We start from the raw sequence: 12,390 nt of genomic DNA, 5'->3' as shown, positions 1-12,390 counted from the left end.
AACAATTATGACATATAAAATTTAAAAATCTTAAATTCGTCGACAACCCATCGTTTCTGTGTTATATAAAATAACATAACGATTAAGAAAGGGCGTCGAACTATGCATTCCCTGTTGATTATTCAGAATAGCACGACAGAGAAGGACACAGCCGAGCGCTCAAATAGTAAAACGGATGCCATTCTCCGTTCCTCCGGATATATTGTCACAGTAGCCGTTACACAAGAAGAAGCTGTGGCACGGATCAAAGACGCTGATGCTTCCATACTCCATTTACCCATCACAGAGATCAATAGCTGGGGTACTTTACTAATGAGTCATAAGATTGCACCAATCCTTTGGTGGTGTACTGACGAAACAGCCACACTTTCACTTGCTGCATGTGAAGATAATATCATGGTGGATGGTGTATTATCGCCTTCCATGCTCTCACAGGAGATCCATTGGATCCTTCATTTCAGTGCCAAGCAATGTTTCGAAAGACAACAATGGCGTAAAGAGCGAGAACAGCTGCATGCTCGAATCGAAGAACGGAAATGGATTGATATGGCTAAAGGTATCCTGTCCAAGGTCAAGAATATTTCCGAATCTGAAGCTTATGATCTTCTCCGTAAACAAGCAATGAATGAACGTAAACGTATGGTTGATGTAGCTACTTCAATCGTTAGAGTCTATCAATTACTGCAAGATCAAACCTAAGGGGGGAATATACCTATGATCAACATTTTAAAAGAAGTCGCCCGAGGCAAAAGAGGCGCCCGAGATTTAAATTATGAAGAGTCTACATATGCCGCAGAATCTATACTCGGACGAACAGCATCTCCTGCTCAGATTGGAGCCTTTCTGGCTGCTGAGCGGATTAAGCTAGAAAGCGTAGAAGAACTTGAAGCTTTCGTCTACGTTTTACGTAAATATGCGCATCGCGAACCCCTTTTTGCGGAAGGTCTTGATTGCGCCGGACCCTATGATGGTAGAAAATCCTCATTCATCGCAACTTTTCCCACTGCATTTCTATTGTCCGCGGCCGGACTGCCAGTCACACTACACGGTACTGCTTCTCTGCCTCCTAAATGGGGAATCACTTTACAAGATATCATCTATCAATCTGGGATTGAGAAAACTGCGCTAGAACGTACAAAAGCCATTGCAGCTGCTAACAAGAGTAATGTACTATTTGCCGATGCTGAAGAATGGTGCCCTCCTCTAGGCGACCTTCGCAGCATCCGTGAGGAAATTGGTATGAGAACCTTATTCAACACCGCCGAGAAGCTGATTGACTACGCCTGCTCTCCTTTTATTATCTTCGGGATATACCATAATACAGTCTTTGACCGATTATCTAGATTACTCATAAAGCTTGGTTATCAAAAGGCGTTAATTGTCCAAGGGGTGGAAGGCTCCGAGGATCTTTTCATCGACCGACCTACCCGCGTTTACACTGTCGAGAACGGTGTGGCGGCTCTTGATATTATTGATCCGGAAGGATTTGGTTTGGATACAATTGTTCCTGAAGTCCATTGGACACCACATCAACAGCTAATGACAGCTGAGGCAGTTCTACAGGGCGGCGGTCACATGGCTTTCTATAATCAAACTCTGCTGAACGGTGCAGCAAGATTACATCTAGCTGGAAAAGTCAACTCTATCGAGGAAGGGCTGTATACCTGCAAAAGCTTATTGGATAATGGTGAAGCTTGGAGCGTATATGTGAAATGGAGGGGTGCACTTCTCGGTAGCACAAGCGGTGCCTTAGGTCCTGCATAATGCATTATCACCTCATTTTACCCGGACAATATGTAATTATTAGTAAATCTAGCTTGTGAATCCCGTAGAATTAGCGTAATATATAGTAATAATTTACTATATAGGAGGGTCTAACAGACTATGCCTTCATATTATTTTAAAGAAGTATGGACACCCTTACGCTGGGTAGGTATAAAGTTTTTTCGTGATGATGATGGATTCTTATGGATCAAATGGTGGGCAAAACCCAGAAAACGGTTACGTTAACGCATAATATTTCATATGCAATAATACATAGGTTCAGCAGTGAGTTAATTATAATAATCTGCGTTTGCCACCACCTCCGCTCTAAGCATTGGTTTGCTAGCGGAGGTCTTTAGGCATCTTTCCTGATGAAATCCTTCAAATTCAATTAAAAAGAGCACCCATCGCTAAAGTACTAGCAACTGATGCCCCTATTTACTAATTCCCTACTTTTGCCCCAAATGAACGTGCCAAGAGTACCGCCTGTTCCATATCCATCCGCACTCCCTGTAGATCCAGACTCTTTAAATCAATGCCTTCAACAATCGCTTCCCGCATATCCGCTCCCTTAAGCTTGCATTGAGACAATTGTACACGGCTCAAATCCGCTCCACGCAAGTCACTTTTTTGCAAATTACAGCCCATTAAATCCGCTTCTGTAAATCGAATCCCCCGCAGATCCTGTCTGCTTAGATTGGTATGTCTAAGGTTCGTGTACGACCAGTCCCCTCCAAGCAGCGAGATTCCGTCCAAATAAGCGTTTGAGAAATCCGATCCTACCATCTTGCAATCTTCAAATTTAGATACAAACAGGTTCGCTCCCGTAAATTTACAATTGGTAAAAGCTGAACCTTTATGGTGAGACGCATTAAGCATGGCTCCTGTAAAATCACAATCAATAAATCGACAGCCAATAGAGTTCATCTCTTCCATAGAAGTGCCTTTGAAGGAGCATTGCTCGAATGTGCAGTTGTTTAACTCACCATCCTGCAAGCTTCCTTGGTCAAAATTGTGATTACGGAACGTTTCATTAAGGTATTGGTACATATAAGTCTCATCACCTTCATCAGTATTAAAAAAATTAATTCTTAATTAAAAATAGCACTTTAGTAGATTGTTCTCAACATTCCCTTTCGATATAATAGCAAATAAACAATGGGGAGGTAAATTATGGATGTGTCCAGCAGGAAAGAACCATTCCGTTATGTTATGAACCATCCGCTTGAATGCTGGATTGAAGTTCCGCTTAACAATTCCGGTCCAGGTGCTGGAAAGTTAACAGAGGCTGTATTACTCGATCTTAGCCGTTCGGGTTGTAAAGTACGCACCCCTTTGAATCTTCGATTCACGGCAAGAGATACCAGGCTTATTATTCATCTTCGATTAAATGAAGAGAAGCTTCAGCTCTTATGCAGCGCCCGTTGGGGTTGGATGTTTGGACTTGGCCAATATCAATATGGAGTTAAATTCCGCTTGGACGAAAATGAGGAAGACCGCCTAATAAGAGAGCTTGAGACATGGACCGCCACCCTTCGGGTTGAAGGTCTGTAGAACTTACCATAACAGATGCCCTTCACTTAGAAGGACGTCTTTTTTTTGCACAAAAACGAAGACAAAGCTAAATCGCTCTGCCTCCGTTCTAAAAACTATTCCGCCATGTGGTTAGGCGTCCACTCTTTTTTTAACGAGCTTGATGATGACTGCTATAAGGAGAACTGCTATCACCGCTTCAAATAGAAGAGGAGCTAGATTCAAATGACCCTGTGTAAGCTGTATCCCACTTCGGGTATCGGTCTCAGCTATGACCTCGAACTGGAATACACTTTCCCAAGCAGTGAAGTTACTATTGAAAATCAAATATTCCAAATAGGATATTCCATTCTGTAACAAATACGCAGTGGCCAGCCCAATCCATACTCGCCCCTTAAATTTCATACTTCGCGCAACCGTAATGGAGACCATCAAGGTAAGCATGATATAACCGGCAAACCAATATGCCTGCAAAAGAACTAACAATCCCACTGTCCAGAAATTCTCTGGAAGAACTAATGTGGAATACATCGAGAGATACACGCTTAAATGCATCAAAGCTATTAAAATAATACCCAGCAGCAGAGCTAAAAAAAGTACTAACGGAGAAAGGACTGTGTTCAGGGTTCTTACGGGCACTAGGCGACGATTATAGGAATTTACATTGTTAAAAAAGGTTCGTGCTGCCATGACGAGAAAGATCAGCCCCGCGATGACATAAATTAATCCGTTTAAAATAAACCTTTCATAGTCATGCAATTTGGTGAACCCCAACCCGATCTGCGCCAGAATTATGATTACAAAAACAGCAAGGAACTTATCCCTATCTCGTCTAAAATCGTACTTCACTAGCTTTAGCATTCTGCGTACACCTCTCTGAACAGTTCATCTATGCTTTTGCCTTGGCGAAGCCGGATATCCTCTACCGCCGTATGCATCACAATTTCTCCCTCTTTTATAAAAATCACATCATCAAAGATCCGCTCAATATCCGATACTAAATGGGTTGATAAGAGAATGGTACTATCCTCTTCATAAAACTCTACCAATGCATTAAGAATTTTTGTTCTAGCTACCGGATCTACACCACCAATGGGTTCATCCAACAAATAAAGGCTAGCTCGGCGTGATAGAGCAAGTGTAAGCTGTAAACGTTCATTCATCCCTTTGGACAGATCCTTTACCTTATCTTGCGGACTTAGCTTCATAAACTCCAACATTCGCGAGGCTTTAGTCAGATCAAAATCAGGATAGAAGTCAGTTTGGAACTTTAGAGCATCAGAAACACTCATCCAAGATTCTGTAAGCGGCTTATCAGGCATAAACGATACCACCGCTTTACTTTCTGTTCCTACAGAACCCCCAATGACCGATACACGACCGGTCGTAGGCTGTGACAGCCCGGCGATGATTTTCATAAGTGTACTTTTGCCGCTGCCGTTACTGCCTAACAGTCCCGTGATCTTACCCGCACTCAGATTAAAGGATACCTCGCGGAGGGCATGCTTGGAACTATATTTTTTTGTAACTTCATGAACCTCAAGTATATTTTCCAACTTGCGTATCCCCCTATTCTCCATCCTTATTGCGGATATTCTCCGCCACCGCCGCTAAAATATCTTCGCCTTGAAAGCCAAGATCCTGCATACCACGAATGAAACGATCCAGCACATCTTTGGCCATTTCTTTTTTGATGGTCAGGATAGTACCTTCATTACTTGTGACGTATCTTCCCATTCCACGCCGGGTTTCCACGATTTCTTCACGCTCCAGTTCCTGAAAAGTTCTTTGCACCGTATTCGGATTAATCTGCAGCTCACTGGCAAGTTCTCGTACCGAGAGGATTTTATCTCCTGGTTTCAGCTTACCTGTGACGATTTCACCTTTGATGTAATTCATGATCTGTATATAAATCGGCAGGTTGTTATCGAATTCGATTGTCATGATTAAGCAACATCCCTTCGTCTAAAGACGGAGAAACCTATGAGAAGAAAGACAACTGTGTATAAGACAAGCATCACGATGGAAAAGGTCAGTGTCATTCCAGGCATAGGTGCTCCTCCACCTTCATAAGCAGATAAATTTAAGTTAGGAAACAGAACATATTTGTAAAAATCACGGGAAATAATCAATTTGTCTATCATTAGCGCAAACATAGTAGCCCCAATGGTTACCCCAGTTGAAGTGGTTAATACCCCCAGCATAAAAGCAAGTGTTCCATACACAACCGTACTAACGAGATTATACAATAGGTTTGTAAGCATCTCACTCATACCCGCTTCTCCACCACTTAGTCCAAACCACAAAGCTCCTGTTCCAAAAACGGCTATACCTCCGATGACGGTCAAAGTCAAAGCATACAACAGTACAACCACATATTTGGATGCGAGGATTGCTGTACGGCTTCTGGCGCGGATAAGCAAGAACTTGATGGTTCCTTGACTATACTCTTTTGAGACAATACCTGCTGTTCCGATGATCGCAAGAATTGTAATCACTTGGCCAATCCCTTGGGAAAGCAGCATCATTGCTGAAAAATCATAAGCTGATTCAAACATGTCAGGTGAAACAGAATGAACAATATAACCTAATAGCAGGGATAATAGAATTAATATCACATATGGCACAATAAATGTGCGTTTCTTTGAGATCTTGAGCCATTCATTAACAATAAGATTATTGAAGTTACGCAATGCGGTTTCCTCCTGTCCATTTCAAGAAATCTTCCTCAAGACTCTGTTTATTCTCCGTAATCCGGAAAATTCCCACACCTTCATCACTAAAAGCAGATACAAGCTCCGGTACTCTGCTATCAAGCAGACTTACTATCACTTCAGAACGAGCGCTGTCCATGGAGGCCAATTCCGCATAATCTAAACGCTCCAAGAGGTTTATCGCCGCTTCAACCGATCCTACACGGATGGTTAGCTTTACTTGTGCGGTTGCTTCCTGCTCTTCACCAATCGCAGTTACGGTTACCAGCTTACCATTCTGGATTACGATAGCCCGATGGCATATTTGTTCAATTTCAGTGAGCAAGTGGCTGGAAATTAGAATAGAGATGCCTTCCACTTCGGCGATGGTACGCATATAATCACGCATTTCCCGTATTCCAGCCGGATCAAGTCCGTTCGTAGGCTCATCTAAAATCAATAACTTGGGCCGATTGAGTAGCGCCTGAGCAATCCCTAGACGTTGGCGCATGCCCAGCGAATAAGCCTTTACTTTTTTATTCATCGCTTCTTGAAGTCCTACCAGTTCTACAACCTCATCTATTCTGCCAGCCTCAATATTATCCGTCATTCTTTGGTACTGCTTCAGATTATCAAGTCCAGTCATATACGGATAAAACTCTGGATTCTCAATTATCGCACCGATATGGCCAATCGCCTGCTTAAAATCATTCCTTACACTGTGACCTTGGATAATCACATCGCCTTCACTCATCCGTATTAAACCCGTCATCATTCGAATCGTTGTGGTCTTACCTGCACCGTTTGGACCTAACAACCCAACAATTTCACCCTTACGGATATCAAATGTCAGCTTATCCACAATCGGTCTTCCTTTGATAATCTTACTTACCTCATTCATTTGCAGAACGACTGAATCTTTCATCTCTACACCACTCCCCTGTTTCATGCGGATCCTCCCTGCCAACTAATGTATTGTTCATTCGTTTTATTGTGTCAGTGTTATAGTTGAATAGTACACTAATATGTTATTGAAGTAAAGCCCAAAATGATAAGTTAATGCAAATAAGGGCTTTCTATTAGACTATTAGCCAAGCAAAAAATTTATATGAACATAGATTAGATAACAAAGGAGGAATTACAAATGAAAAAAGAAGTTCATGTATCGCAGACTTACCCTCGCTTGACCGTGTACGATGAAGAAAACTTCAATGGACGCCGTAGAATATATACTGGCAACCTGGGTATTCGTAATACGGACAACATCCTCGATGGTATTGAGAGCCTTCGGTTCTTCTCTACTAGCAGCAATGCTACACTGGTACTTTTCACTAGAACACGGTTTAGAGGGAACTTCCGTGTACTTCGCGGGAACCGCAACATTAGGGATCTGGATGATTTCATTTCAGGTAATGACGTGGAGTCCATTATTTCTACTAACCAACGCTTAACCCTCGAACAAATCCGTAATATCCGCAGCAGCGGTAACTTGCCTTCGGGATATCGTTTGATCTAATTTTTAGAGGACGCAGTTTAAGCCATAAGCTTAAGGTGCGCCCTCTTTTATTTTCCGCTATAATGTCTCCATACATATTAAACAGGAAAGAAGGCTACTTTATGGAACCGATCGTTTCTACTCGATGGCTGCTTGCTCGGTTATACGAGCCTGAACTTGTTATAGTTGATTGCCGTTTTTTACTTACTGACCCGGAAGCTGGACGTAAAGCCTATACAGAAGATCATATTCCCGGCGCAGTTTATCTACATCTGGAAGAACAACTCTCCGCTCCTGTAAGCTCACACGGGGGACGCCACCCACTGCCAGAAATTTCAAAGCTAACTGCCGCACTTAGTAAGGTTGGTATTAACAGAGATAGTATTGTTGTTGCTTATGATGATCAAGGTGGTGCCTACGCTTCCCGTCTGTGGTGGATGCTTAAATATTTGGGGCATGAACGTGTGTTTGTAATGGATGAAGGCTACTCTGCTTGGAAAAAAGCATCCTTCCCCGTCAGTGATCATCAAGCGGTTCGGATTCCTAGCCAGTATGAAGCAGATGTTCAGAAGAAGATGCTTGCTAGCATGGAAGATGTGCAAAATGTAGTTAACGCCGGTGGCGCACTATTGATTGATTCCCGCGAGTCCCGTCGCTATGAAGGTTTGGAAGAACCGATTGATCCGAAGGCAGGTCATATTCCTGGGGCGATCAATAAGTTCTGGAAGGATGTTCTCGATGAGCAAGGGCGCTGGAAATCAACTGAGGTGCTGAAAGAGCATTATGAAGGAATTGATCCTGAGCAAGAGGTTATTGTGTACTGCGGTTCAGGTGTAAGTGCTTGCCCTAATGTGCTCGCGCTAGGCAAAGCCGGGTACAAGAATGTTAAGCTGTATGCGGGAAGCTGGAGTGATTGGATTTCATATGAGGAGAATCCGGTGGCTACGGGAGAGGGTTAAGCGTTCGTTTTTATTTGTATATTTAAGAAAAGGAAAAGCCCGCAATCTTTGCGGGCTTTTTTAGCTTGCGCTATATACCGAAACGTTTACGGCAAGAAATCGATTTTCCGAAGGTCGGATACGTTTGCCTCTGCTTCGTCTTCTTCACCGTACAGCATCGTACATATCGTATTGGCGGCAGGCTTCGTATATTCGGGATGGATGAAAACCGTTCGTATTGAGTCGTCAAAAAAGACATGGGCCTGGGTAAATGATGTGCCGAAAAGACTAGTTGTTCTGATCGGAATCGCGGAGCTACTCGGAGCGCTGGGCCTTGTTTTGCCGTGGGCACTGAACATAGCTCCGTTGCTAACGCTGATCGCCGCGATCGCTTTGGCTGCGGTTGCACTGCTCGGGATGCTGTTTCATATTGGGCGAAAAGAGTACCGGGAGCTCGGCGTAAATATCTTTTTTGTAGTTCTGGCGTTGATCGTGGCAATTGGAAGACTATAAAGGAAGTTGTATGCGGGTAGTCGGAGTAATTGGATTTCATATGAGGAGAACCCGGTGGCTACTGGAGGAGAGTAACATACAAAAGCCCGCGTCCGACGCGGGCTCTTGTATTTATGAGTAACTCCGATAGATAGCTAAAATCAACAAATCAAAACTCAAGTCAACAGTTAACTAACTTCAACTACCTCTTTTATGCTGTTTAGATCGGTCAAATACTTTTCTAGTGCATTTTCTAGCTGCGTACTCTTTTCAAGGTTTGGAGGAATTATTCTAAAAATCGCTGATCCGCAGCTGATTCTCCGCGTCCAACAGCTCAAATTGATTTCGATTAAACCGGATCAGCCCGTCCTGCGCCATCCGCTGCAGCTCTCTGGACAAGGCGCTGCGGTCAACAGTCAAATAATCAGCCAGGTCGCTGCGGGTAAACGGAATTTCAAAACAGGCGGAATTGTTTTTTTTGGTCTGGAGGGCTAAATAATGCAGAATACGGTCCCGCAGCGATTTGTGGGAGACCAGATCCAGCTTTTGATAGATGGACCGGTTGTTCTCAAGCAGCAGGGCCAGCATATTCTCAATGATCCGGCCCCTTAAATGGCAAGTGTCCTGGCCGGGCCGGACAATTTTATTTATTTTGACAAACAGAATCCGGCATTCCGAACCCGCCACCGCTTCATAGCCGCTGTGTTCTTGGACAAGGCGAAGCGCCGTTTCGCCAAAGATTTCCCCATCCCCGAGCTCCGAGAAAATAAATCTCATGCCTGAGATATTATCTTTGCACAGCAGAACATTGCCATGGATAATAATGCCCGCCGAATCCAGAATATCGTCTTTTCTAAAAATAACCTCCTTCCGCGCAAAATCCTTGATTGTGCCCTGCAAACAGCTCAGCGCTTGCTGCACCTCCCGCTCCGCGAACCCCTTAAACAAAATAGTGCTCTGTATCCTGCTCAGATATTTCTGCAATTTTCTCAGCCTCCTGTTGCCATGGCAACAGAGTCATGATAAATACTCTGCTACAATAAAATAAATGAGAATAATTCTCATTGGTCATTCTCATTATATCAAATTGCAGGAATCATTCAATCAAGCAATTTGGAAATAAACAAAATGCTGTACTTTGAACAGGGGGGATCGTATGAGTGGAATTACAGCAGGCAAGGTATTTTTTTTAACAGATATGATCAGCGTTAAGCCACACCGGATTGCGAGCCGAGTGCTGGCATTGCCCGTATCTGCAGCCGAAACAGCGGCACAACCGGAATGGGTATTGTATGCCATGGATCAGGAGGAGACCATCAGTTCAGAGACCTCCCCCAAATCTAAAATCATCCATGTGCTGGAAGGCGAGCTTCATCTGCTGGTGGCGGAAGAGCCCTATCAATTGACAGCCGGCGCATCCGTTATCGTCCCAGCGGGCACTTGGCATGATTATTCCGCCCGCAGCAGCTGCAAATTTCTGCAAATTAGTATATAAAACGGAGGTATTCAAAATGGAAACAGGTTTATTCATTAAAAAACTGCCGCAATCCGCAGTCATTGATTTGAAGGACATCATCACAATAGAGGAACAGCAGGTTTCCAGTCTGACCCTTGTACAGCGGCCAAATCTGGCAATGACACTTCTTTCGCTGGACAAAGGCTCGTCGATTGGGGGACATTCTTCCCCGGGTGATGCCATGGTCAACATTTTGTCCGGGCAAGCGGAAATTACAATTGGAGAAGACAAGTACACTGTTCATGCCGGGGAGACCCTCGTTATGCCGGCCAATATTCCGCATGCCCTACACGCAACAGAGGCGTTTCAGATGCTTCTGGTTGTAGTCAAGCCGGATAAGTAATGGGGTGAATGCGATGAAAAAGGAAGTAGGCCATAATTTTTTAGCGCGGCTGGGAAAAAAACGTTTGCGGCCCGGCGGCGTTGCAGCAACCAACTGGCTGATCCAGCAAGCCAATCTGAGTACGGACAACCAGGTATTGGAGGTAGCCTGCAATATGTGCACCACCTCCATTCAACTGGCCGGGAAATACCACTGTCAAATTACCGGCATTGATATGGACCCGCGGGCGCTGGAAAAAGCAAACCGAAATATCAAAAATGCCAACTTGGAAAACTATATCCGTGTCCGGCAAGGAAATGCACTGAAGCTACCTTTTGAGAATGAGAGCTTTGACGTTGTCATTAATGAAGCCATGCTCACGATGCTTAACCAGCCTGCGAAGGAAAAGGCAGTCGCCGAATACTATCGGGTACTGAAACCTGGCGGCATTCTGCTTACCCATGATATTACCTTTGCCAAGGAAAATATGGAAGAACGTCTGGCCGAGCTGCGCCGCACCATTCACATCAATGTCGAACCACTGTCTGTTGGGCATTGGGCGGGATTGTTCCACTCCGCAGGCTTTAAGCAAGTAGACAATGCTACCGGTCCCATGTCCTTGATGAGTATCAATGGACTCATTCGTGATGAAGGGGTTATCGGGGCGCTGCGTATTGTGAAAAACGGGCTCAAGAAAGAGAACCGGGAACAGTTCAAAAAGATGTATACCTTTTTTAATACGACGGGTAAAGATCTGAATTATATTGCCGTTTGCAGCAGCAAACAATAGTTGTGCGCAGGCCTATCATGTCTTATGATAGGTTTTTATTTCCGCTGACGTTGAGAATGATTATCAATACAATTCATCGATATTACCGTCTAGAAGTCAAAATAACCGCTTGAAAGGAACTCACGATGAAAGCTAAATCTGTTTATGCCTTGTGTCTCAGTTTGCTGTGTTAAGTGCCTGTTCGCAACAAAAAAATGAAAGTTCGCCCAAATCCGCTGCTCCCTCCGAAATTCTGGAGCAGCTGCTGACGGCGCAGTAATTGCCTGAATGAAGCAGAACATTTCAAAATCAAGTATATAGAAAACGCGAGCCCGGGTAGCACTGCCCTGAACTCGCGCTTTTTTGCTAAGTTATTCGGTTATGTATTTCTATCGCCTATTTTGCCGCGTATCGCTTCAACTGCTGCTCAAACACGGTATTGTAGTAAAATTTTCGCGGATAGGCATCCTCCTTCAACAACTTGTAAAGTACGGATTGACCTTCTTCATAACGGACCGCAAATTCACATTCATCATAAAAACGCCGGGACAGCTCGCGGATCAAGTCTATCTCGGACGAACAGCGCCATCCGAAATAAATCATATCTAGCTGGTCCAGCGGATCACGGTAAGTGTCGAGGACAATACAAGCGTTTGGCTGCACTGGATTACTGTAAACAAGCACATGTCCGTTGTGAACAGGGTTGGCAAAAAAATGTTCATAAATCTCCGCAACGGGTACTGTAATGCCCAATTGATCCATGATCATCTGAAAATTCGGGTGCGCAATGTAGGCATCATTCTGCTCATCCGGGTACTCCACCAATTCTGTAATGGATGCCATGATCCCAAATTCATACTTCATATGA

The 12,390-nt window shown here is 44.0% G+C and carries 17 protein-coding genes; 9 read left to right on the top strand and 8 right to left on the bottom strand.

Annotated elements, in window-relative coordinates:
* Positions 1 to 102: 102 nt before the first annotated feature.
* Positions 103 to 699: an ANTAR domain-containing protein gene (locus MHH86_RS13645; protein ID WP_036686455.1), complete on the top strand. Its 597-nt coding sequence runs from the start codon at positions 103 to 105 to the stop codon at positions 697 to 699.
* Between the two features lie 9 nt (positions 700 to 708).
* Positions 709 to 1,764: an anthranilate phosphoribosyltransferase gene (locus MHH86_RS13640; RefSeq protein ID WP_038570583.1), complete on the top strand. Its 1,056-nt coding sequence runs from the start codon at positions 709 to 711 to the stop codon at positions 1,762 to 1,764.
* Positions 1,765 to 2,205: 441 nt separating this feature from the next.
* Here the strand turns inward: MHH86_RS13640 and MHH86_RS13635 are convergent, their stop codons facing one another.
* Positions 2,206 to 2,814 (bottom strand): pentapeptide repeat-containing protein, encoded by a 609-nt coding sequence (locus MHH86_RS13635; RefSeq protein WP_036686451.1) that lies wholly within the window; start codon positions 2,812 to 2,814, stop codon positions 2,206 to 2,208.
* A 123-nt stretch (positions 2,815 to 2,937) separates the two neighbouring features.
* On the opposite strand from MHH86_RS13635, the gene MHH86_RS13630 reads away from it, so the two are divergent.
* Complete coding sequence (locus MHH86_RS13630) at positions 2,938 to 3,318, top strand: PilZ domain-containing protein (RefSeq protein WP_036686449.1); 381 nt, start codon at positions 2,938 to 2,940, stop codon at positions 3,316 to 3,318.
* Positions 3,319 to 3,429: 111 nt separating this feature from the next.
* On the opposite strand, the gene MHH86_RS13625 is transcribed toward MHH86_RS13630, so the two are convergent.
* Genes MHH86_RS13625 through MHH86_RS13605 form a run of 5 tightly spaced genes read right to left on the bottom strand, consistent with a single transcriptional unit; the run spans position 3,430 to position 6,939 of the window.
* Positions 3,430 to 4,158 (bottom strand): hypothetical protein, encoded by a 729-nt coding sequence (locus MHH86_RS13625; RefSeq protein ID WP_340940087.1) that lies wholly within the window; start codon positions 4,156 to 4,158, stop codon positions 3,430 to 3,432.
* A complete protein-coding gene (locus MHH86_RS13620) occupies positions 4,152 to 4,853 on the bottom strand; it encodes an ABC transporter ATP-binding protein (protein ID WP_170914223.1) in 702 nt (233 codons plus the stop codon). Before MHH86_RS13620 ends, MHH86_RS13625 begins: the two co-directional genes overlap by 7 nt.
* Before the next feature lie 13 nt (positions 4,854 to 4,866).
* On the bottom strand, positions 4,867 to 5,241 hold the full coding sequence (locus MHH86_RS13615; protein WP_036686443.1) for a GntR family transcriptional regulator: 375 nt from the start codon (positions 5,239 to 5,241) through the stop codon (positions 4,867 to 4,869).
* Positions 5,242 to 5,243: 2 nt separating this feature from the next.
* Positions 5,244 to 5,990, bottom strand: coding sequence for a DUF2705 family protein (locus MHH86_RS13610; protein ID WP_036686441.1), 747 nt, complete (start codon positions 5,988 to 5,990; stop codon positions 5,244 to 5,246).
* Positions 5,983 to 6,939, bottom strand: a complete 957-nt coding sequence (locus MHH86_RS13605) for an ABC transporter ATP-binding protein (RefSeq protein WP_235219535.1) — start codon at positions 6,937 to 6,939, stop codon at positions 5,983 to 5,985. The genes MHH86_RS13610 and MHH86_RS13605 overlap by 8 nt, the downstream gene beginning before the upstream one ends.
* A 195-nt stretch (positions 6,940 to 7,134) precedes the next feature.
* Between MHH86_RS13605 and MHH86_RS13600 the strand changes: the two genes are divergently transcribed.
* From MHH86_RS13600 to MHH86_RS13590, 3 genes are all read left to right on the top strand, one after another.
* The gene (locus MHH86_RS13600) at positions 7,135 to 7,506 is read left to right on the top strand and encodes a hypothetical protein (RefSeq protein ID WP_036686439.1); all 372 of its coding nucleotides are present in this window, start codon (positions 7,135 to 7,137) and stop codon (positions 7,504 to 7,506) included.
* A gap of 101 nt (positions 7,507 to 7,607) precedes the next feature.
* Positions 7,608 to 8,444 carry a sulfurtransferase gene (locus MHH86_RS13595; protein ID WP_036686437.1) on the top strand — a complete coding sequence of 279 codons (837 nt, stop codon included), beginning with the start codon at positions 7,608 to 7,610 and terminating at the stop codon, positions 8,442 to 8,444.
* A 48-nt stretch (positions 8,445 to 8,492) separates the two neighbouring features.
* Positions 8,493 to 8,936: a DoxX family protein gene (locus MHH86_RS13590; protein ID WP_235219534.1), complete on the top strand. Its 444-nt coding sequence runs from the start codon at positions 8,493 to 8,495 to the stop codon at positions 8,934 to 8,936.
* Between the two features lie 270 nt (positions 8,937 to 9,206).
* Here MHH86_RS13590 and MHH86_RS13585 read toward each other — a convergent pair whose 3' ends face one another.
* Positions 9,207 to 9,899, bottom strand: a complete 693-nt coding sequence (locus tag MHH86_RS13585) for a Crp/Fnr family transcriptional regulator (RefSeq protein WP_036686434.1) — start codon at positions 9,897 to 9,899, stop codon at positions 9,207 to 9,209.
* A 172-nt stretch (positions 9,900 to 10,071) separates the two neighbouring features.
* Between MHH86_RS13585 and MHH86_RS13580 the strand changes: the two genes are divergently transcribed.
* Genes MHH86_RS13580 through MHH86_RS13570 form a run of 3 tightly spaced genes read left to right on the top strand, consistent with a single transcriptional unit; the run spans position 10,072 to position 11,543 of the window.
* Positions 10,072 to 10,410: a cupin domain-containing protein gene (locus tag MHH86_RS13580; RefSeq protein ID WP_036686432.1), complete on the top strand. Its 339-nt coding sequence runs from the start codon at positions 10,072 to 10,074 to the stop codon at positions 10,408 to 10,410.
* A gap of 16 nt (positions 10,411 to 10,426) precedes the next feature.
* Complete coding sequence (locus MHH86_RS13575) at positions 10,427 to 10,774, top strand: cupin domain-containing protein (protein WP_036686430.1); 348 nt, start codon at positions 10,427 to 10,429, stop codon at positions 10,772 to 10,774.
* A gap of 13 nt (positions 10,775 to 10,787) precedes the next feature.
* On the top strand, positions 10,788 to 11,543 hold the full coding sequence (locus tag MHH86_RS13570) for a class I SAM-dependent methyltransferase (RefSeq protein ID WP_036686429.1): 756 nt from the start codon (positions 10,788 to 10,790) through the stop codon (positions 11,541 to 11,543).
* Positions 11,544 to 11,918: 375 nt separating this feature from the next.
* Here MHH86_RS13570 and MHH86_RS13565 read toward each other — a convergent pair whose 3' ends face one another.
* Positions 11,919 to 12,386, bottom strand: coding sequence for a hypothetical protein (locus MHH86_RS13565; protein ID WP_342479751.1), 468 nt, complete (start codon positions 12,384 to 12,386; stop codon positions 11,919 to 11,921).
* Positions 12,387 to 12,390: the final 4 nt, after the last annotated feature.

The organism is Paenibacillus sp. FSL F4-0097, assembly GCF_038593125.1.
Taxonomy (GTDB): Bacteria; Bacillota; Bacilli; order Paenibacillales; family Paenibacillaceae; genus Paenibacillus_AQ; species Paenibacillus_AQ odorifer.
Note: the sequence above shows the minus strand (reverse complement) of the source record. Positions and strands in the feature narration are given on the sequence as shown.

Bases quoted from the DNA above. Each gene is read 5' to 3' on its own strand.
- MHH86_RS13600 (WP_036686439.1), top strand. From the start codon at position 7,135: ATGAAAAAAGAAGTTCATGTATCGCAGACTTACCCTCGCTTGACCGTG.
- MHH86_RS13615 (WP_036686443.1), bottom strand. From the start codon at position 5,241: ATGACAATCGAATTCGATAACAACCTGCCGATTTATATACAGATCATG.
- MHH86_RS13575 (WP_036686430.1), top strand. From the start codon at position 10,427: ATGGAAACAGGTTTATTCATTAAAAAACTGCCGCAATCCGCAGTCATT.
- MHH86_RS13635 (WP_036686451.1), bottom strand. From the start codon at position 2,814: ATGTACCAATACCTTAATGAAACGTTCCGTAATCACAATTTTGACCAA.
- MHH86_RS13625 (WP_340940087.1), bottom strand. From the start codon at position 4,158: ATGCTAAAGCTAGTGAAGTACGATTTTAGACGAGATAGGGATAAGTTC.
- MHH86_RS13570 (WP_036686429.1), top strand. From the start codon at position 10,788: ATGAAAAAGGAAGTAGGCCATAATTTTTTAGCGCGGCTGGGAAAAAAA.
- MHH86_RS13630 (WP_036686449.1), top strand. From the start codon at position 2,938: ATGGATGTGTCCAGCAGGAAAGAACCATTCCGTTATGTTATGAACCAT.
- MHH86_RS13645 (WP_036686455.1), top strand. From the start codon at position 103: ATGCATTCCCTGTTGATTATTCAGAATAGCACGACAGAGAAGGACACA.
- MHH86_RS13605 (WP_235219535.1), bottom strand. From the start codon at position 6,939: ATGAAACAGGGGAGTGGTGTAGAGATGAAAGATTCAGTCGTTCTGCAA.
- MHH86_RS13580 (WP_036686432.1), top strand. From the start codon at position 10,072: ATGAGTGGAATTACAGCAGGCAAGGTATTTTTTTTAACAGATATGATC.
- MHH86_RS13565 (WP_342479751.1), bottom strand. From the start codon at position 12,386: ATGAAGTATGAATTTGGGATCATGGCATCCATTACAGAATTGGTGGAG.
- MHH86_RS13595 (WP_036686437.1), top strand. From the start codon at position 7,608: ATGGAACCGATCGTTTCTACTCGATGGCTGCTTGCTCGGTTATACGAG.